Source organism: Neisseria gonorrhoeae (assembly GCF_003315235.1).
In the GTDB taxonomy this organism is placed as follows: Bacteria; Pseudomonadota; Gammaproteobacteria; order Burkholderiales; family Neisseriaceae; genus Neisseria; species Neisseria gonorrhoeae.
In genome coordinates this window covers 9592-29990 of the sequence record NZ_QNRU01000024.1, presented here as the reverse complement: position 1 = coordinate 29990, position 20399 = coordinate 9592, and the positions used below count along the sequence as shown (strand labels likewise).

The following is a 20399-nucleotide window of genomic DNA, read 5'->3' as shown; positions in this document are numbered from 1 at the left end:
TGCGCGTCGCCTACGGACACGTCAGACACGGCATCGATTCGACTAAAAAAATAACAGGTACTCTTACCGCCTACCATGGTGCTGGCATAACACCTGTAGTCTCGAAACCCGTCATTCCCGCGCAGGCGGGAATCTAGATCTGTCAGTGCAGGAACTTATCGGGCAAAACGGTTTCTTGAGATTTTCAGTCCTGGATTCCCACTTTCGCGGGAATGACAATTCATAAGTTTCCCGAAATTCCAACATAACCGAAACCTGACAGTAACCGTAGCAACTGAACCGTCATTCCCACGAAAGCGGGCATCTAGAACGTAGAACTGAAGAAACCGTTTTGCCCGATAAGTTTCCGTGCGGACAAGTTTGAATTCCCGCCTGCATGGAAATGACGACATATCGGCAGGCGCAGGGTGTTTTGCATTTGATAAAAATGCCGTCTGAAAGCTTCAGACGGCATTTTTGACGCGCCCGCCGTTTACAGGCGCGGGGCGGGCGCAGTAAAATACCCGAACCGTCATTCCCGACAACACCGTAATCTTGAAACCCGTCCGACAACACCGCAATCTCGAAACCCGTCATTCCCGACAATACCGCAATCTCGAAACCCGTCATTCCCGCGCAGGCGGAAATCCGGACCCCTGACGCGGCGGGAATCTATCGGAAATGACTGAAACCCCGCGTCCTAGATTCCCACTTCCGTGGGAATGACGGTTCGGTTGCATAGGGTCAGATTGTCGAAAGGGGCGGATTCGATGGATTCGATGAAAACGGTAGAAATGTTGGATTGATGGGAATGGCGGACTGAAGCCCACCGATTCATCGACTCCAACGTTTACGATGCTTCCAACGGTTTCAGACGGCATTTTTTACACAATTCCCGCCATTTTCCATCATTCCCGACAACACCGCAATCTCGAAACCCGTCATTCCCGCGCAGGCGGGAATCTAGATCTGTCAGTGCAGGAACTTATCGGGCAAAACGGTTTCTTGAGATTTTGAGTCCTGGATTCCCACTTTCGCGGGAATGACAATTCATAAGTTTCCCGAAATTCCAACATAACCGAAACCTGACAGTAACCGTAGCAACTGAACCGTCATTCCCGCGCAGGCGGGAATCTAGAACGTAGAACTGAAGAAACCGTTTTGCCCGATAAGTTTCCGTGCGGACAAGTTTGAATTCCCGCCTGCATGGAAATGACGACATATCGGCAGGCGCAGGGTGTTTTGCATTTGATAAAAATGCCGTCTGAAAGCTTCAGACGGCATTTCTGCGGCAATCGGATTATTTCCAAACCAAAAGCGCGTGGTTGCGTTTGCCGCGCCGGAGGATGGTGTATTTGCCGAAACGTTTGTATTCGCCTATCAACAGATAGGCATCGTCGGGGCGTTCGGCGGCGTGGTTGGGGTTGTTGGCTTCAGCCGGTTTGCCGTTGAGCAGAACCGCTTTGGCGTTGACAAAGCCGCGCGCTTCTTTGTTGGACGCTGCCAAGCCGGTTTTGACCAAGGCTTCGACGGCGTTGATGCCGTCTGAAACTTCAAATGCAGGCAGGCCGTCGAGGGCGAGCTGCTCGAAGTCGCTTTCGGTGAGCCGGCTTTGGTCTTCGGCAAACAGGCTTTCGGAAATGCGTTGCGCGGCGGCAAGGGCTTCTTCGCCGTGAATCAGGCGGGTCATTTCTTCGGCGAGGATGCGTTGCGCTTCGGGCTTGCTGCCGCTTGCCTTGTCTTTGGCTTCGATGGCATCGATTTCTTCGATGGACAGGAAGGTAAAGTATTTCAGGAATTTATACACATCGGCATCGGCGACTTTCAGCCAGAACTGGTAGAACTGGTACGGCGAGGTTTTTTTCGCGTTCAGCCACACCGCGCCGCCTTCGGTTTTGCCGAATTTGGTACCGTCGGATTTGGTAACCAAAGGCAGGGTCAGACCGAACACTTGTTTTTGGTTCAGGCGGCGGGTCAGGTCGATACCGGCGGTGATGTTGCCCCACTGGTCGGAACCGCCGATTTCCAAAACCGCGCCGTGGCGTTTGTTCAACTCGGCGAAGTCGTAGCCTTGCAGCAGGGAATAGGCGAACTCGGTGAAGGAAATGCCTGCGCCGTCGCGGTCGATGCGCTGTTTGACGGATTCTTTGTTCAGCATGGCGTTGACGGAGAAATGCTTGCCGATGTCGCGCAGGAAGTCGAGGCAGTTCATGCTGCCGAACCAGTCGGCATTGTTCGCCATAATGGCGGCGTTTCCGCCTTCAAAGCTCAAGAAAGGGGTTAATTGGCTGCGTATGCTTCCTACCCAGCCGGCAACGGTTTCGGCGGAATTCAAGCTGCGTTCGGCGGCTTTGAAGCTGGGGTCGCCGATCATACCGGTCGCGCCGCCCACCAGTGCAATCGGCGTATGCCCCGCCTGTTGGAAGCGGCGCAATGCCAATACGGGCAGCAGGTGTCCGATGTGCAGGCTGTCGGCTGTCGGGTCGAAACCGCAGTAAAGGGCGATTTTTTGTTCGTTCAGCAAAGCGTCTAAGGCTTCGATGTCGGTGGTTTGCGCGATAAGGCCGCGCGATTGCAGGTCTTGGATGACGCTCATCGGTCTCTTTCAAAAAAATTAGCGGTTTTGCAAACCGCCGATTGTAACAAATTTAAGCGAATCAATGGTTATGGCGCGTATCGAGAAACCTTTGTTTTTCGGAAAAACGCTTCGCCAATTCTGTGCCGCCGTAAGGGTTGATGTGGTCTTTGTCCGAGTAAACCGGCAATCCGCCGATTTGGAAATCTGCGGGGATATAGGCGGCGGCATCAATAATATAGACGTTGGGGTATTTGGCTGCCAATTCCCTGATGCGGGCATTGGCTTTCAGGGTGCTTTCGTCGTCCGGGCGCAGTGTTTGGCGGCAACCCGGTATGCGTGAAGACAAGATATAGGCGCGCTGGACGTTGTAAGACGAAGCCAAGTTGTCCGCCATCAGGTAAACGGCTTGTTTTTCGGATGAGAGTTTGTGCAGCATACGGTCGAATTTTTGGAAAAAACCGGCATCGTAGGCAAGGGAGCGGCTGTTTTCGGGCATCTGGCTGCCCCAGCGCATCGCCAAAACCACTTTCGGATACCGGGGCAGGTGTTCTTCGGCATAGCGGTAAACGGCGCGGCAGGCGGCCCAGTTTTGGAACACACGGGACGCGTAGCCTTCCACATAGGCGCAGGCGTCGGCGGAAACCATAGTGGCGGACCATTTTTCTTTTTTGCCCACGGCATCGAAGAATGTTTTGTAATGGTCGGCGTGGGAGTCGCCCAAAACCAGCAGTTCCGGCTGTTTTTCCGTATCCCCCCACAGGCATTGTTTGCCGGTATTGTTGTGGCAGGAGGTGTTGGAACGCGTCAGCCCCAAGCGGTCGTATTGCGCCATAAACGGCAGCCTCATCGCGAAAAACGAGCCCGCGCCCAAAACGAGCATAGGCAAGGCATAAATCCATAAAACGGATTGTGCGAACGAGCCTTTCCATTTTTTAAACGGCTTTTCGATGCAGTGATAAGAAATCAGGGAAAACGCCAGGGTCAGGACGATCGCTGCCGCCGGCGAATAAGGCGGCAGGTTGTCCGGGCCGATATAGCGCATAAAGGCCAATATCGGCCAATGCCACAGATAAAGCGAATAGGAAATCAAACCGGCGGCAACGGTGATTTTCCATTGGAAAAATTTTTTAAGCGGGTGTTCGTAATGGTTGAAATAAATCAGCGCGGCAACAGCCAGACAGGGAATCAGGGCGGCGGGGCCCGGGAAATAGGCGGTTTGTTCCGAATAGGCAAACAGGCAGGCGGACAGTATGCACGCGGAAAACAATGCGCCGACGGCGGCATACCGTTTCCCGACGGCGGGATTCCGCTGTTGCCGGTACCGCATCCGCACGGCGGTCAGCGATCCGACCAGCATTTCGCAGGCGCGCAGGTGGGGCAGGTAATATTTATCGAGCGCGGAAGGCATAAAGGAAGCGGCAAGGCTTAAGGCGCACAATGCGGCGAGGAAGCCGAACTGTACGCGCAGGCTTTTGCGGGCGACAAGCAACAGCAATATCGGAAAGACAAAGTAAAATTGTTCTTCGACCGACAAAGACCAGATGTGCAGCAGGGGCTTTTCTTCCTGCGCGGGATCGAAATAATCCTTCCCCCTTGCAAAATACAGGTTGGAGGCGAAACCCAAGGCGGTCAGCGCGGATTTCCACAAAAGAAAGAAATCATCTTTGGTGAATAAAAAGAAGCCGCCTGCCAGCGTTGCCGCCAATACGGCGAAAAATGCGGGCAAAATCCGTTTGATGCGGCGGATATAAAATGTCTTGAGGAAGAAACGCCCCCCGGACATTTCGCGAAGGAGGATCGCCGTCATCAAAAAGCCTGAAATCACAAAGAATATATCGACACCGAGAAACCCGCCCGGCAGCCAATCCTTTTCGATATGGAACACGATGACGGACAAGACGGCGGCGGCGCGCAATGTGTCGATGTCCGGGCGGTAGGGTAAGGCTTGGCTCATAATGTTTTTACTTGAAACGCGGCGGGCTGTGCAAATGCCGTCTGAAAGGTCATTTTGTATCGGGGTTCGGGATATTCGGAATACCGGACGGCTTCCCGTAACGGCAGGGCAGGCGGTTTGTTTTGCAGGAATCGGGGAGGGCAAATCGGAAATGCGGGCGGGATTTTATTTTGATGCGGCTGCATTCCGGCAGTATGGGAACGTCGAAAACCACCAAAACCGGCTTCAGACGGCATTTCCGGCAAAGCCGTCTGAAAACCTGCCGCATTTGGGTTACACGTTAAACAAAAAGTGCATCACGTCGCCGTCCTGCACGACGTATTCCTTGCCTTCCACGCGCATTTTGCCGGCTTCTTTGGCTTTGGCTTCGCCGCCGAGCGAGACAAAATCATCGTAGGCAATCACTTGGGCGCGGATGAAGCCGCGTTCAAAATCCGTATGGATCACGCCGGCGGCTTGCGGCGCGGTGTCGCCTTTGTGTATCGTCCACGCGCGGACTTCTTTCACGCCGGCGGTAAAGTAGGTTTGCAGTCCCAAAAGGTCGTAACCCGCGCGGATGAGGCGGTTCAAGCCCGGTTCTTCCAAGCCCATTTCGGCGAGAAATTCGGCTTTTTCACCGTCTTCCAATTCGGCGATTTCGCTCTCCATCGCGGCGCAGACGGCAACGACGGGGGCGTTTTCTTTTGCCGCCAATTCTTTCAGGCGGTCGAGGTGCGGGTTGTTTTCAAAACCGTCTTCGGCAACGTTTCCCACATACATCGCAGGTTTGGCGGTCAGCAGGAACAGCGGCTTCAGCAGCGCGCGTTCTTCCGCGTCCAAACCGAAGGAACGCACGGGTTTGCCTTCGTCCAGATGCGGCAGCAGTTTTTTGCACAAATCGACTAGTTTTTGCGCGTCTTTGTCGCCTGATCGGGCGCGTTTTTCTTCGCGGACGATGGCTTTTTCCACACTTGCCAAGTCGGCAAGCGCCAATTCGGTGCCGATGGTTTCGATGTCGGCAATCGGATCGACTTTGCCGGAAACGTGGACGATGTTGTCGTCGTCAAAGCAGCGCACGACGTTGACGATGGCATCGGTTTCACGGATGTTGGCAAGGAACCGGTTGCCCAAGCCTTCGCCTTTGCTCGCGCCCGCAACCAAGCCGGCAATATCGACAAACTCGACGATGGCGGGCTGCATTTTTTGCGGATTGACGATTTTCGCCAGCTCCGCCATACGCGGGTCGGGCACTTCAACGATGCCGACGTTGGGTTCGATGGTGCAGAAGGGATAGTTTGCCGCTTCGATGCCCGATTGGGTCAGCGCGTTAAAAAGGGTGGATTTGCCGACGTTGGGCAAACCGACGATGCCGCATTTCAAACTCATGGTTTTTCCTGAAAATAGAGAAATTTAACGGAGAATTATAGCATACCGCCTCCAGCATCCTGCAAAAATGCCGTCTGAAACGGCTTCAGACGGCATCCGGTTTCAAAAACCGTTCAGAACAAGCCGTGAATCACGCCGTGTTCGTCCACATCGATTTTCTCGGCAGCCGGAACTTTCGGCAGGCCCGGCATTTTCATCATATTGCCGCACAACGCAACGATGAAGCCCGCGCCGGCGGAAACAGTGATACCGCGTACGGCGATGCGGAAGCCTTCGGGGCAGCCCAAGAGTTTGGCGTTGTCGCTCAATGAATATTGGGTTTTCGCCATGCAGATCGGCATTTTGTCCAAGCCCAGTTTTTCCAGCGAGGCGATTTCGGCAGACGCTTCCGCGCTGAAATCGACATCTTCCGCGCCGTACACTTTTTGGGCAATCGCACGGATTTTGTCTTTGATGCCCAACTCGACATCGTAGGCGAAACCGAAGTTATTAGGTTGGTTGTCGATGGCATTGACGACTTTGCGCGCCAAATCCGCGCCGCCCGCGCCGCCTTTGCCCCACACTTCGGTCAGGGAAACTTCAACGCCGTGTTCGGCACAGGCTTTTTCAATCATCGCCAACTCGGCATCGGAGTCGGACACGAAGCGGTTGAGCGCAACGACGACGGGCAGTCCGAATACGTTTTTCAGGTTGGAAATGTGTTTCAACAGGTTGGGCAAACCTTTTGCCAAGGCTTCGAGGTTTTCTTCACCAAGGTTGGCGCGTTCCACGCCGCCGTTGTATTTCAGGGCGCGGACAGTCGCCACGACGACTGCCGCATCAGGTTTCAAACCGGCAAGGCGGCATTTGATGTCGCAGAATTTTTCCGCACCCAAGTCCGCGCCGAAGCCTGCTTCGGTTACGGCGTAATCGGCAAGGTGTTTCGCCAGACGGGTTGCGGTAACGGAGTTGCAGCCGTGGGCGATGTTGGCGAACGGGCCGCCGTGTACAAAGGCCGGAGTGCCTTCGATGGTTTGCACCAAATTGGGCTTAATCGCATCTTTTAGCAATGCCGCCATCGCGCCGTGTGCCTTCAAATCTTTGGCGTAAACGGGGCTGCCGTCTTTGGCGTAGGCGACGAGAATATTGCCAAAACGCTCTTTCAAATCGCTGATGTCTTTGGCAAGGCAGAATACCGCCATCACTTCGGAGGCGACGGTGATGTCGAAGCCGTCGGGACGCATCACGCCGTCAACAGGCTTGCCCATACCGTCGATGATGTTGCGCAACTGGCGGTCGTTCATATCGACCACGCGCCGCCACAGCACGCGTTTGGGGTCGATGTTCAACTCGTTACCTTGGTAGATATGGTTGTCGAGCATGGCGGCGAGGAGGTTATTCGCCGCACCGATGGCGTGGAAGTCGCCGGTGAAGTGCAGGTTGATGTCTTCCATCGGCAAAACTTGCGCGTAGCCGCCGCCTGCCGCGCCGCCTTTCACGCCGAACACCGGACCCAAAGAAGGCTCGCGCAAAGCAATCACAGAGTCTTTGCCGATATGGCGCAATGCGTCCGCCAAACCGATGGTTACGGTGGTTTTGCCTTCGCCCGCCGGAGTCGGGTTGATGGCGGTAACCAAAATCAGCCTGCCTTGTTTTTGCGGCAGCTTGAACGCTTCGGCAGGATTGATTTTGGCTTTGTAATGACCGTAAGGCTCAATGTTGTCAACGTTCAAACCCAGCTTGGCGGCAATTTCGCCAATCGGGCGCATGGTGGAGGATTGGGCGGTTTCGGCATCGGTTTTGAAGCTCATGATTTTCCTTTAGAAATGAGGAGGGACATGCCGTCTGAAAGCATCAGGCGACAAACAGGTGGATTGAAAATAATATCAGGCATATTATAACGTTATCCGCACCAAACCCGCAGTGAAATTTTTGACGCAGCAACAAAAATACCGTTCATATTGTTCACAATCCAAGGAGAAAACATGGGCAGCAACGCATGGCTGTTTTGGGCATTGGCATCGGCAGGCTTCGCCTCATTGACCGCCGTTTTCGCCAAAATGGGCTTGCAGGGCATAGATTCGGATTTCGCCGCCTTTATCCGCACCTTGGTCATCCTCGCCGCCTTGGTATTGTTTTTGACCTACACCGGCAAATGGCAGGGCGTAAACGGCTTCACGGGGCGCAACCGGACGTTTCTGGATTTTGTCCGGACTCGCCACCGGCGCATCTTGGCTCGCCTACTTCAAAGCCCTGCAACTGGGCAACGCCCCGCAAGTCGCGCCCGTCGACAAATTCAGCCTGGTCTTGGTCGCGCTGATGGCGGTGATTTTCTTAGACGAACGCCCGAACACGCAGGAATGGATAGACTTGGGGCTGGTTACGGCGGCGTGTTGACGTTGGCACTGAAACGTTAAACCGAATCCGCCATACCGCCTGAAACCGAGTTTTCACTTCCAAGCCGCTGCAAGGGCTTGCGCTTCCTTCAGACGGCATACCGTGCCGACATCCAGCCACAGGCCCGTATGCTTCTGACCGCTCACGCGGTTTTGCCGCATTTCGTTCAGCAATACGGGCGCGAGTTTTGCCACACTGCCCGCTTCGATTCCGTCAAACATTTCAGGACGGTAAATACCCACGCCGCTGAATGTCAGTCCGTTGCCGCCGGATACTTCCGGCCGCACGCTGCCGTCGGGCAGCAGGGAAAAATCGCCGTCGGGGTTGTGCGGGGGATTTCCCACCAGCCACAAATGTGCGGAAATGTGCCCGGGCAGGGACGATGCCGTCTGAAACGCGGCGGTAAAATCAATGTCGGTCAGCACGTCGCCGTTGGCCACCAAAAACGGCTGCCCACCCAACAGCGGCAATGCCTGCGCGATGCCGCCTGCCGTTTCCAAACCGCCTGCGGGTTCGGGCGAATAGGCGATGTTCACGCCATAAGCCGAGCCGTCGCCCAAAGCATTTTCTATCTGCCGACCCAGCCAAGCGTGGTTGATGACGATTTCGGTAAACCCCGCCTGCTTCAGACGGCACAAGTGCCAACCGATTAGAGGCTTACCCGCCACATCGAGCAGCGGCTTCGGAGTGGTGTCGGTCAAAGGGCGCATACGCTCGCCGCGTCCTGCCGCCAGTATCATCGCTTTCATATATCTGTCCGAATATCAGTCTAAAGGCCTAAACTGCCGTCTGAAATACAGCAGCGCGGGGCGTTTGCACCCGCAGTTTTTGATTTCGTCGAGCCTGACGTAAAACACAAAATGCGTGCCGATTTCATGTTTGCCGACAATATGCCCGTGCAGGTGCGCCAACGCGCCTTCTATTTCAAGTTGTCCCGTTTTGCCGCGATGCCAAATATGGTAGGCAAACCGCTCTTCGGGCGACAGGCCGGTCAGCCCGGCAAAATGTTCGGCAACATCCTGATGTTCGTCCGCCAGCATATTGATGCAGAGGCTGCCGTTTTCCGACAGGATCGGAATGATTCGCGCACTCCGGTTTATGCACAGCATCACGGTCGGCGGCTCGTCGGTAACCGGCGCAACCGCCGTCATTGTAATGCCGTAACGCCCTGCCGCACCGTCTGTCGTGATGACATGAACGCCTGCCGCACAGGATGCCATCGCATCACGGAACGAAGTTTGAAAAGTTTTCTGCAAATCCGCCATTTTTCCCCTTTAAACCGTCCCCTATATAAGAATGCTGCACACAAGGCATCCCCCATGTGCAGCAGTTCTGATTCAAAAAGCCGTCGGTCGGACGTTTCCGCGCATTACGGCGTATTACGAGTTCAACGCATCCTCGATTTTGGCAAGTTCTGCCAACAGGTCTTTAAGCAGCAGCATTTTCTCGCGGCCCAGCACTTCCTCGATAGCGTCGTAACGCTCGTCCACTTCTTCGCCGATTTCCTCATACAGCTTCTCGCCCTCGGAAGTCAGCTTCAGATAAACGCGCCGTTGGTCGTTGGAAGGTTTCAGGCGGACGACCAACCCCGCTTTTTCAAGGCGGGTCAGGATACCGGTCAGGCTGGGGCGCAAAATGCACGCCTGATTCGCCAAATCCTGAAAATCCAATGTGCCGTTTTCCGCCAAAAGACGGATAATCCGCCATTGCTGATCGGTAATATTCGCCTGATTCAGAATAGGCCTGAATTGGGTCATCAGGGCTTCCCTTGCCTGTATCAGACCGATATTGATAGACGCATGTTTTGATTGGGTAGGCATTGTTTAAGTCTCCAAGTTATCGAAAATCAAACTTTCAAACCGTCGGGAAAGCCTGTGGGCGTAATTTTTGATGCAACCGTTATATAACAAAACGAACATATAGCAACAATACGCTATAAACCTCATCGGACGACCGGGTATAAAAGACTTTAATTCCGATAATCCTATCTGAAAATATTTTAATAGTTATATTTTAATCTATTTTTCCCACAATCACAACAAGGGATTACATCGGCAGGCGCGCCGGCTCTTTCCCAAAAAACAAAAGCCGCCGCATCCGCCGCGCAAGGCATATGCCGTTTGATTCTCTACATAGCGGAAAGTTTGACAAAAACAAAAGTTAACCGAAAAAATCCGCCTGAAAAATTCGTGCGCGCAAGCCCCAATAACTGCTGATTCCCGTCGTATAGCGGACCATTTTCCCATTTTTGACCAAAACGACGGCAGGCGTTGCGGCAATCCGCCAAGACCTTGCCAAACCCCCGTCCTCATCGCTGACAGTCGGAAAGCCCAAGCCCCGTTTTGCCATATATGCCGCCACTTCGGACGCGCTGCCGGAACGTACCGCCACACCGACGACCGGCACGCCGTCCGCCGCCAAATCATCGATTATCGGCGACTGATAACGGCACACGCCGCACCAGCTTCCCCAAAAATACACCAGCACCGTCCTATCCCGGCTAAACTGTCCCAAAGTCAGCCGCTGCCCCGACAGCAGGGTCAAAGGCCGCCCTGCCGCCCCGGCAGGTTCGTCGGGCTTGCGTACCCAATCCAAAAACAGCGACACCAGCAAAAACACCAATGCCGTCCGAACGGCAAATTTGATGCCCGAAAGCAGTTTCTTTTTCATACACCCCCGCAAACGGTACGCCCCGGCAGGCAAACAAAAAAGCCAAGTCTCGAAACTTGGCTTCCGGTTATCTGGTGGGTCGTGAGCGATTCGAACGCTCGACCAACGGATTAAAAGTCCGCTGCTCTACCGGCTGAGCTAACGACCCGATAAGCCGTGCATTATACAGCCCCGTTCCCCGCCGTCAAGCAAATTTTACAGGCTTAATTGCAGGCCACTGTTTGCACGGGATATTTTGGCAACGGATTTTCACAATCCGCCGCATACCGTGTAAAAGTTCGCACAAGGAAAAGCAAACCGCCCGAAATCATGTACACTTTCCGTCTATCTTCCCCTCACACGACTTGCGAACAGAGGCACACATCATGAATATACAAAACATCCGCACCCTCCTCGACACCGTCGCCGTTCCGAATACGGCACGCACGCTCGGCGGCGAAAAGGCCGTCCGTTCGGTCGAACAGCGTTCAGACGGCATCCACATCGCCCTGCATTTCGGCTTCCCTGTCGCGCACATCGCCGCCGCCCTCGCCGATGCCGTACAAGAAACCCTGATGCCCGAAACAGGCGGCGCGCACATCCACTTGGGCATAGACACCGAAATCGGCACACACAAAGTCCGGCCCGGCGTCGCCACCATCAAAGGCGTGAAAAACATCATCGCCGTCGCATCGGGAAAAGGCGGCGTGGGCAAATCAACCGCCACTGCCAACCTTGCCGCCGCAATGGCGCGGATGGGCGCGCGCGTCGGCGTGCTCGATGCCGACCTTTACGGCCCGAGCCAGCCCACGATGCTGGGCGTGGACGACCGCAAACCCGATCAGAAAAACCAAAAACTCATTCCCGTCGAATCTTCAGACGGCATACAGGTCATGTCCATCGGCTTTCTAGTCGATACCGGCCAAGCCGTCGTCTGGCGCGGGCCGATGGTCAGCCAAGCCTTGCAGCAGCTGATGTTCCAAAGCGAGTGGGACGAAGTGGACTATCTTTTCATCGACCTGCCCCCCGGCACGGGCGACATCCAACTCACGCTGTCCCAACGCATCCCCGTAACCGGGTCCGTCATCGTAACCACGCCGCAGGACATCGCGCTGATAGACGCGCGCAAGGCTGTGGATATGTTCCGCAAGGTCAACATTCCGATTTTGGGCGTATTGGAAAACATGTCCGTCCACATCTGCTCCAACTGCGGGCACAGCGAAGCACTGTTCGGCACGGACGGCGGCAAAGATTTGGCGGCCCGCCTCAACGTCCCCCTGCTCGGACAGCTTCCCCTAAGCCTGCCCGTACGCGAAGCCATGGACGGCGGCACACCGGCGCAACTGTTCGACGAACACCCCGCCATCGCCCGAATCTACACCGATGCCGCATTCCAAATCGCCCTGGGCATTGCCGACAAAGGCAAAGACTTCAGCAGCCGGTTCCCTAAAATTGTCGTCGAATAAAGCCGCGCCCGAAACCGCAGCAGCAATGCCGTCTGAAGCCCCGCGCCTGCCGGCGGGCTTCATAGTCCTCTCTCCCCGTGGGAGAGGGCTAGAGAGAGGGCAACAAGCCGCAAGGCTTGTATTGGGGCGGTTAAGTTGTTGGGAAAGGTTGCCGCAACTTGGAGAATGCCCTCTCCCCGGCCCTCCCCCACAGGGGAGGGAGCGGATTGCGGCAGGTTTTGCGGTTGCAGGCGGTTTGAAAAACAGATTGGATTTACAACCGTTGATGCAGGTCGTCTGAAAAGCAAAAAGCAGCCTGCACAACCTGATTAGTTTACAAAACCCTTAACCCCAACAGCCTCCCCGTCCTCTCTCCCCGTGGGAGAGGGCTGGAGAGAGGGCAACAAGCCGCAAGGCTTGTATTGGGGCGGTTAAGTTGTTGGGAAAGGTTGCCGCAACTTGAAGAATGCCGCCTCCCCGGCCCGCCATTGCCGCGCAGGCGGCAATGGCGGGCCGGGCAAACGGTTGCGGATTGCCGAAAACCGCTGTACCATGGATAAGCGCGCAAGGATAGAATGATGCGGCAACCCTATACATTGCATCCGGCCAAAGGGGCGTGTTACCTTTGCGAACATCCCCCTTTGGCAGCCGGGCGAAGGGGGCTTTGCAACCGGCAATCCGGCGGGCGCGGGATCGGGCGGTTTGCCGAATCCCGCCGTTTGCGGCGCGCCTGCCGCCGACGGTATCCCGCGAAGCAAGATTTAAGGGATAAAATATGTTCCAACACACAGGGCGGCACATAAGGCGCCGCCCTGATTCGGAAGGGCTTGCACCCCTCCCGGACAAAGCCTGATCCTGCCGCCCCGAAGGACGGATGTCCGAGCGGCGGGGTTTCAACCGAAAAGGAAATACGATGAATAAAACTTTGAAAAGGCAGGTTTTCCGCCATACCGCGCTTTATGCCGCCATCTTGATGTTTTCCCATACCGGCGGGGGGGGGGGCGATGGCGCAAACCCATAAATACGCTATTATCATGAACGAGCGAAAGCAGCCCGAGGTAAAGTGGGATGGGCAATATCAAAAATCACAATTAAGGGAAAAAGACGGGGAACGCAAATTTATCTATACGAACCAGAAATACTGGTCGGGTCAACAAAGCAATTTTATCTCATTCGACAATACCGATACCCTTGTTTCCCGACAAAGCGGTACTGCCGTTTTTGGCACAGCCACCTACCTGCCGCCCTACGGCAAGGTTTCCGGTTTTGATACCGCCGAGCTGAACAAGCGCGGCAATGCCGTCAATTGGATTCATACCACCCGGGCCGGGCTGGCAGGCTACGCCTACACCGGTATCCGTTGCGGACATGCCCGAGACTGTCCCAAACTTACCTATAAAACCCGATTTTCCTTCGATAATCCCGACTTGGCAAAAACAGGAGGCGGGCTGCTGGATAGGCACACAGAGCCAAGCCGCGAAAATTCGCCCATTTACAAATTGAAAGATCATCCATGGTTGGGCGTGTCTTTCAATTTGGGCGCCGAGGGTACCGCCAAAGATGGCAGATCATCCAGCAGATTGATATCTTCTTTTAATGAAACGAATAGTAATAACAACCTCGTCTATACCACGGAAGGCCGCGATATTTCCTTGGGCAACTGGCAGAGCGAAAGTACCGCCGTGGCCTATTATCTGAACGCCAAGCTGCACCTGCTGGACAAAAAAAAGATTAAAGATATCACCGGCAAAACAGTGCAGTTGGGTGTCTTGAAGCCGAGCATCGATGTGAAGACACAAAATACGGGGTTTGCCGGCTGGCTAAATTTTTGGTCTAAGTGGGACATTAAAGATAACGGGCAGATTCCGGTCAAGCTCGGCCTGCCGGAAGTCAAAGCCGGGCGCTGCACCAACGCCGCCCACCCCAATCTCAAGGCCAAACCCCTTTCGCCGGCACTGACCGCCCCCGCGCTGTGGTTCGGCCCTGTGCAAAATGGCAAGGTGCAGATGTATTCCGCTTCGGTTTCCACCTACCCCGGCAGTTCGAGCAGCCGCATCTTCCTCCAAGAGCTGAAAACTCAAACCGACCCCGCCCGGCCCGGCCGGCATTCCCTCGCCGCTTTGAATGCGCGGGATATCAAAAGCCGCGAGCCGAATTTCAACTCAAGGCAGACCGTCATCCGATTGCCGGGCGGCGTGTACAAGATCAACCCGGGCAAGAACGGCGGCCGGGTCGCGGGTTTTAATGGCGATGACGGCAAAAACGACACTTTCGGCATCTACAAGGACAGGCTCGTCACACCTGAGGTCGACGAGTGGAGCAACATACTGCTGCCTTGGACGGCCCGGTATTACGGTAATGACGATATATTTAAAACATTCAACCAACCAAACAGCAAAACACAAAACGGCAAAAAACAATACAGCCAAAAATACCGCATCCGCACAAAAGAAGATGACAATGACAAACCCCGCGATTTGGGCGACATCGTCAACAGCCCGATTGTCGCGGTCGGCGGGTATTTGGCAACCGCCGCGAACGACGGGATGGTGCACCTGTTTAAAAGAAACGGCACAGACCAACGAGGCTACGAACTGAAGCTCAGCTACATCCCGGGTACGATGGAGCGTAAGGATATTGAAAACCAAGACTCCACCCTCGCCAAAGAGCTGCGCACCTTTGCCGAACAAGGCTATGTGGGCGACCGCTACGGCGTGGACGGCGGCTTTGTCTTGCGCCGCATTACAGATGACCAAGACAAGCAAAAACATTTCTTTATGTTTGGTGCGATGGGCCTGGGCGGCAGAGGCGCATACGCCTTGGATTTGACCAAAATCGACAGCAACCCGGTCGGCGTTTCCATGTTTGATGTCCAAAACGACAAAAATAACAATAACAATAAGAATGACAGTAATCGCGTGAAATTAGGCTACACCGTCGGTACGCCGCAAATCGGCAAAATCCGCAACGGCAAATACGCCGCCTTCCTCGCCTCCGGTTATGCGGCTAAAGATATTGCCAGCCAAGAAAATAAAACCGCGCTGTATGTATATGATTTGAAAGACACCTTAGGTACGCCGATTACAAAAATCGAAGTGAATGACGGCAAAGGCGGGCTTTCGTCCCCCACGCTGGTGGATAAAGATTTGGACGGCACGGTCGATATCGCCTATGCCGGCGACCGGGGCGGCAATATGTACCGCTTTGATTTGAGCAATTCCGATCCTAGTAAATGGTCTGTAAGCACTATTTTCGAAGGCGGGAAGCCGATTACCTCCGCGCCCGCCGTTTCCCGACTGGCAGACAAACGCGTGGTCATCTTCGGCACGGGCAGCGATTTGAGTGAAGAGGATGTAGTCGGTACGAATCCACAATATATTTACGGTATCTTTGACGACGATAAGCCGACGGTTAATGTAAAGGTAACAAACGGCACGGGAGGCGGGCTGCTCGAGCAAGTGCTTAGTGAGGAAAATAAAACCTTATTCCTGAACAAGAAATCCGACGGTTCGGGCAGTAAGGGGTGGGTAGTGAAGCTGAAGGAAGGACAGCGCGTTACCGTCAAACCGACCGTGGTATTGCGTACCGCCTTTGTCACCATCCGCAGCTATACGGGTAATGACAAATGCGGCGCGCAAACCGCCATTTTGGGCATCAATACCGCCGACGGCGGCGCATTGACTCCGAGAAGCGCGCGCCCGATTGTGCCGGATAACCAGGTTGCGCAATATTCCGGCCATCAGAAAATGAACGGCAAGTCCATCCCCATAGGCTGTATGTGGAAAAACGGCAAAACCGTCTGCCCGAACGGATATGTTTACGACAAACCGGTTAATGTGCGCTACCTGGACGAAAAGAAAACAGACGATTTCCCCGTCACGGCAGACGGTGATGCAGGCGGCAGCGGAACATTCAAAGAGGGTAAAAAACCCGCCCGCAATAACCGGTGCTTCTCCGGAAAAGGTGTGCGCACCCTGCTGATGAACGATTTGGACAGCTTGGATATTACCGGTCCGATGTGCGGTATCAAACGCTTAAGCTGGCGTGAAGTCTTCTTCTGACCCGCCTGCGCGGCCGGTTTTTCCGCAAATGCCGTCCGAAAGGTCTTCGGACGGCATTTTTTTGCGTTTTTCGGGAGGGGGCGGCAAATGAAACGCGTCATTCCCGCGCAGGCGGGAATCCGGACCGGTCGGTACGGGAACTTATCGGGTAAAAAGGTTTCTCAGGTCCTGAGTCCTGGATTCCCACTTTCGTGGGAATGACGAATTTTAGGTTTCTGATTTTGGTTTTCTGTTTTCGTGGGAATGACGGTTCACGCGAAAATGCCGTCCGAAAGGTTTTCGGACGGCATTTTTTGCGTTTTTCGGGAGGGGGCGGGTCCGTATAGCGGATTAACAAAAATCAGGACAAGGCGGCGGGCCGCAGGCAGTACGAATGGTACGGAACCGGTTCGCCCGGTGCTTGGGCGCCTTAGGGAACCGTTCCCTTTGAGCCGGGGCGGGGCAACGCCGTACCGGTTTTTGTTAATCCGCTATAAAAGGCGGGCTATAGGGTAGGCTTCATCCCGCCAATCTCACTGAATCCGTCAATTTCCACAATTCAATTAAATACCGTCAAACCGATGCCGTCATTCCCGCGCAGGCGGGAATCTAGGACGTAAAATCTCAAGAAACCGTTGTACCCGATAAGTTTCCGTGCCGACAAGTCCGGATTCCCGCCTGCGCGGGAATGACGGTTCGGGTATTCCCATAGTTTCGCCGGGCGGACGTGGGGAAATGCGTAACGGGCATAGGGGGCGCGGAGCGGGCGGTTTTATGCCCCGGATTTCCGTTTTCGCGCGAACATATCAGCCCGCCTGCCGCGTTTGCGCTTGAAATCGGGTATGTTTCGTCTTAAAATATGCTGCTTTCAGGGTATAGGCACTTGCCCGAAAAGCACGTTACGCGGTTTTGTTCTGCGGCGTGTTTTTTTTTGACCGGATTTTTCCGACCGGATGCCCCCTGCCGAAGTCCCTTCAGACGGCATTGTCAAGAATTTTATTAAAAACAGGATTCCCATCATGAGCACCCCCGCCCTCCTCGTCCTCGCTGACGGCAGCGTATTTCACGGCACATCAATCGGTTACGAAGGTTCGGCTTCCGGCGAAGTCGTGTTCAATACTTCGATGACCGGCTATCAGGAAATCCTGACCGACCCGTCCTACTGCAAACAAATCGTTACCCTTACCTATCCGCACATCGGCAATGCCGGCACCAACGCCGAAGATGAAGAAAGCCGCAGCGTTTACGCCGCAGGCCTGATTATCCGCGACCTGCCGCTCTTGCACAGCAACTTCCGCGCCTCCGAAAGCCTGCACGACTATTTGGTACGCAACGAAACCGTCGCCATCGCCGACATCGACACCCGCCGCCTGACCATGCTGTTGCGCGAAAAAGGCGCGCAAGGCGGCGCGATTCTGACAGGTGCGGATGCCACCGTTGAAAAAGCGCAAGAACTCATCGCCGCATTCGGCAGCATGGTCGGCAAAGATTTGGCAAAAGAAGTTTCCTGCACGGAAACTTACGAATGGACGGAAGGCGAATGGGAATTGGGCAAAGGTTTCGTTACCCCTGACAAACAGCCTTACCACGTCGTCGCCTACGATTTCGGCGTGAAAACCAACATCCTGCGTATGCTCGCCTCGCGCGGCTGCCGCCTGACCGTCGTCCCCGCACAAACGAGCGCGGAAGACGTGTTGGCACTCAATCCCGACGGCGTGTTCCTGTCCAACGGCCCCGGCGACCCCGAGCCTTGCACCTACGCCATCGAAGCCGTGCAAAAACTGATGGAAAGCGGCAAACCGATTTTCGGCATCTGCTTGGGACACCAGCTCATCAGCCTCGCCATCGGCGCGAAAACCCTGAAAATGCGCTTCAGCCACCACGGTGCGAACCATCCTGTGCAAGATTTGGACAGCGGCAAAGTCGTCATTACCAGCCAAAACCACGGTTTCGCCGTCGATGCCGACACCCTGCCCGCCAACGCACGCATTACCCACAAATCCTTGTTCGACAATACCTTGCAAGGCATCGAGCTGACCGACAAACCCGTGTTCTGTTTCCAAGGACACCCCGAAGCCAGCCCGGGTCCGCAAGATGTCGGCTATTTGTTCGACAAATTCATTGGCAATATGAAGGCTGCAAAACAAGCATAATGATTTTCAGACGGCAACAGTATGCTGCTGCCGTCTGAAAAAGAAAGCTGGAAATGAAAATTAGCGCACTCGACCATCTAGTACTGACTGTTGCCGACATTGACCGAACCATCGCGTTTTACACACAAGTTTTGGGCATGGAAGAAGTTTCATTTGGCAACAACCGTAAAGCTTTGTTGTTTGGCAGTCAGAAAATCAACCTACACGGGCGCGGTGCGGAAATTCAGCCTAACGCGCAACACGCCGCCTGCGGCACAGCGGATTTATGCCTGCTGACCGATACGCCCCACTGGAAACGGTTTTACAGGAATTATCCGCACACGGCATCAAACCTTTAAGCGGCATCGTAGCGCGCACAGGCGCAATGGGCAAAATCCAATCGGTTTACCTGCGCGATCCCGATGGCAACCTGCTGGAAATCAGCAGTTATTAATTTTCAGACGGATTATGCAAAATAAAAAACAGCCTGCACAAGCTGTTTTCCTTGCAGCCCCTTTAACCCCAACAGCCGACCCGTCCTCTCTCCCTGTGGGAAAGAGTTAGAGAGAGGGCAACAAGCTGTAAGGCTTACACAAACAGCAACCCGATAACAAAAATGAACCCGCCCGAGAAACTATTGACCGCCGAAAACCCCGCCCTGCGCCAACGCGCCAAAGCCATGCGTCAAGAAATGAGCGAGGCGGAAGCAAAATTGTGGCAACACCTGCGGGCAGGCCGTCTGAACGGCTATAAATTCCGCCGACAGCAGCCGATGGGGAATTATATTGTTGATTTTATGTGCGTAACGCCCAAGCTGATTGTCGAAGCAGACGGCGGGCAGCACGCGGAACAAGCCGTATACGACCACGCGCGGACGGTATATCTCAACAGCTTGGGCTTTACCGTGCTGCGTTTTTGGAATCACGAAATTTTGCAGCAGACAAACGATGTACTGGCGGAAATCCTGCGCGTATTGCAGGAATTGGAAAAGCAGCCAGCACGGTAGCAAACGGTTGATTTTGATTAGATTTTGAAAATAATAAGGTAAAATTAACTGAATTAAGCGTTTAAAAAGGTCGTCTGAAAAGCAAAAAAGCAACCTGAATAACCTGTTTTCCTTGCAGCAAACCTCAACCCCAACAGCCGACCCGTCCTCTCTCCCTGTGGGAGAGAGCTGGAGAGAGGGCAACAAGCCGCAAGGCTTGTATTTGGGCGGCGAAGGTATTAGGAAAGATTGCCACCATTCGGAGAATGCCCTCCCCCCAGCCCTCCCCCACGGGGGAGGGAGTGGGTTTCGGCAGATTTTTCGGTTGCCGGTGATTTGAAAGGCAACTTAGATTTGCAGCTGTTGTTTCAGGTCGTCTGAAAAGCAAAAAGCAGCCTGCACAACCTGATTAGTTTACAAAACCCTTAATTCCAACAGCCTCCCCGTCCTCTCTCCCCGTGGGAGAGGGCTGGAGAGAGGGCAACAAGCCGCAAGGCTTGTATTTGGGCGGCGAAGGTATTAGGAAAGATTGCCACCATTCGGAGAATGCCCTCTCCCCAGCCCTCCCCCACGGGGGAGGGAGTGGGTTTCGGCAGATTTTTCGGTTGCAGGCGATTTGAAAGGCAACTTAGATTTGCAGCTGTTGTTTCAGGTCGTCTGAAAAATAAAAAGCAACCTGCACAACCTGTTTTCCTTGCAGCAAACCTCAACCCCAACAGCCGACCCGTCCTCTCTCCCTGTGGGAGAGAGCTAGAGAGAGGGCAACAAGCCGCAAGGCTTGTATTTGGGCGGCGAAGGTATTAGGAAAGATTGCCACCATTCGGAGAATGCCCTCCCCCCAGCCCTCCCCCACGGGGGAGGGAGTGGGTTTCGGCAGATTTTTCGGTTGCCGGTGG

General features: G+C 54.5%; 13 protein-coding genes, 1 tRNA gene and 4 pseudogenes. 7 read left to right on the top strand and 11 right to left on the bottom strand.

Features of this window, described 5'->3' with window-relative positions:
• Positions 1-101 (top strand): annotated as a pseudogene (locus DFR77_RS14700) (opacity family porin); the annotation flags it as partial.
• Between the two features lie 181 nt (positions 102-282).
• Here DFR77_RS14700 and DFR77_RS13140 read toward each other — a convergent pair.
• The 6 genes from DFR77_RS13140 to DFR77_RS09455 all read right to left on the bottom strand — a co-directional run bounded on the left by DFR77_RS13140 (position 283) and on the right by DFR77_RS09455 (position 7666).
• Positions 283-609, bottom strand: a complete 327-nt coding sequence (locus DFR77_RS13140) for a hypothetical protein (protein ID WP_249033558.1) — start codon at positions 607-609, stop codon at positions 283-285.
• 670 nt (positions 610-1279) lie between these two features.
• Entirely contained in the window at positions 1280-2575 is a 1296-nt protein-coding gene (gene tyrS, locus DFR77_RS09475; protein ID WP_003692509.1) for a tyrosine--tRNA ligase, read from the bottom strand.
• Between the two features lie 61 nt (positions 2576-2636).
• Positions 2637-4511 carry an acyltransferase family protein gene (locus DFR77_RS09470; RefSeq protein ID WP_003687310.1) on the bottom strand — a complete coding sequence of 625 codons (1875 nt, stop codon included), beginning with the start codon at positions 4509-4511 and terminating at the stop codon, positions 2637-2639.
• Positions 4508-4747, bottom strand: a complete 240-nt coding sequence (locus DFR77_RS09465; protein WP_003687308.1) for a hypothetical protein — start codon at positions 4745-4747, stop codon at positions 4508-4510. Before DFR77_RS09465 ends, DFR77_RS09470 begins: the two co-directional genes overlap by 4 nt.
• Before the next feature lie 37 nt (positions 4748-4784).
• Entirely contained in the window at positions 4785-5876 is a 1092-nt protein-coding gene (gene ychF / locus DFR77_RS09460) for a redox-regulated ATPase YchF (RefSeq protein WP_003687306.1), read from the bottom strand.
• 113 nt (positions 5877-5989) lie between these two features.
• Positions 5990-7666, bottom strand: a complete 1677-nt coding sequence (locus tag DFR77_RS09455; protein ID WP_003698015.1) for a formate--tetrahydrofolate ligase — start codon at positions 7664-7666, stop codon at positions 5990-5992.
• A gap of 174 nt (positions 7667-7840) precedes the next feature.
• Here DFR77_RS09455 and DFR77_RS09450 point away from each other — a divergent pair.
• Positions 7841-8272 (top strand): annotated as a pseudogene (locus DFR77_RS09450) (EamA family transporter).
• A gap of 33 nt (positions 8273-8305) precedes the next feature.
• On the opposite strand, the gene murU reads toward DFR77_RS09450, so the two are convergent.
• The 5 genes from murU to DFR77_RS09420 form a co-directional block, all read right to left on the bottom strand.
• Entirely contained in the window at positions 8306-9001 is a 696-nt protein-coding gene (murU, locus tag DFR77_RS09445) for an N-acetylmuramate alpha-1-phosphate uridylyltransferase MurU (RefSeq protein ID WP_003687300.1), read from the bottom strand.
• Between the two features lie 15 nt (positions 9002-9016).
• On the bottom strand, positions 9017-9517 hold the full coding sequence (gene hpaC, locus DFR77_RS09440; RefSeq protein ID WP_003687298.1) for a 4-hydroxyphenylacetate 3-monooxygenase, reductase component: 501 nt from the start codon (positions 9515-9517) through the stop codon (positions 9017-9019).
• 114 nt (positions 9518-9631) lie between these two features.
• Positions 9632-10072, bottom strand: a complete 441-nt coding sequence (gene nadR, locus DFR77_RS09435) for a MarR family adhesin repressor NadR (RefSeq protein ID WP_003687296.1) — start codon at positions 10070-10072, stop codon at positions 9632-9634.
• Between the two features lie 340 nt (positions 10073-10412).
• The gene (locus tag DFR77_RS09425; RefSeq protein WP_003687293.1) at positions 10413-10922 is read right to left on the bottom strand and encodes a protein disulfide oxidoreductase; all 510 of its coding nucleotides are present in this window, start codon (positions 10920-10922) and stop codon (positions 10413-10415) included.
• A gap of 72 nt (positions 10923-10994) precedes the next feature.
• Positions 10995-11070, bottom strand: a tRNA-Lys gene (locus DFR77_RS09420).
• A gap of 217 nt (positions 11071-11287) precedes the next feature.
• Between DFR77_RS09420 and apbC the strand changes: the two genes are divergently transcribed.
• From apbC to DFR77_RS09375, 5 genes and pseudogenes are all read left to right on the top strand, one after another.
• A complete protein-coding gene (gene apbC, locus DFR77_RS09415; RefSeq protein ID WP_113852111.1) occupies positions 11288-12367 on the top strand; it encodes an iron-sulfur cluster carrier protein ApbC in 1080 nt (359 codons plus the stop codon).
• 892 nt (positions 12368-13259) lie between these two features.
• Positions 13260-16407 (top strand): annotated as a pseudogene (gene pilC, locus DFR77_RS09400) (PilC family type IV pilus tip adhesin).
• A gap of 998 nt (positions 16408-17405) precedes the next feature.
• Positions 17406-18539 carry a glutamine-hydrolyzing carbamoyl-phosphate synthase small subunit gene (gene carA, locus DFR77_RS09385; RefSeq protein ID WP_113852110.1) on the top strand — a complete coding sequence of 378 codons (1134 nt, stop codon included), beginning with the start codon at positions 17406-17408 and terminating at the stop codon, positions 18537-18539.
• A gap of 53 nt (positions 18540-18592) precedes the next feature.
• Positions 18593-18972: pseudogene (locus DFR77_RS09380) on the top strand (VOC family protein).
• Between the two features lie 162 nt (positions 18973-19134).
• On the top strand, positions 19135-19524 hold the full coding sequence (locus tag DFR77_RS09375; protein WP_003687278.1) for an endonuclease domain-containing protein: 390 nt from the start codon (positions 19135-19137) through the stop codon (positions 19522-19524).
• Positions 19525-20399: the final 875 nt, after the last annotated feature.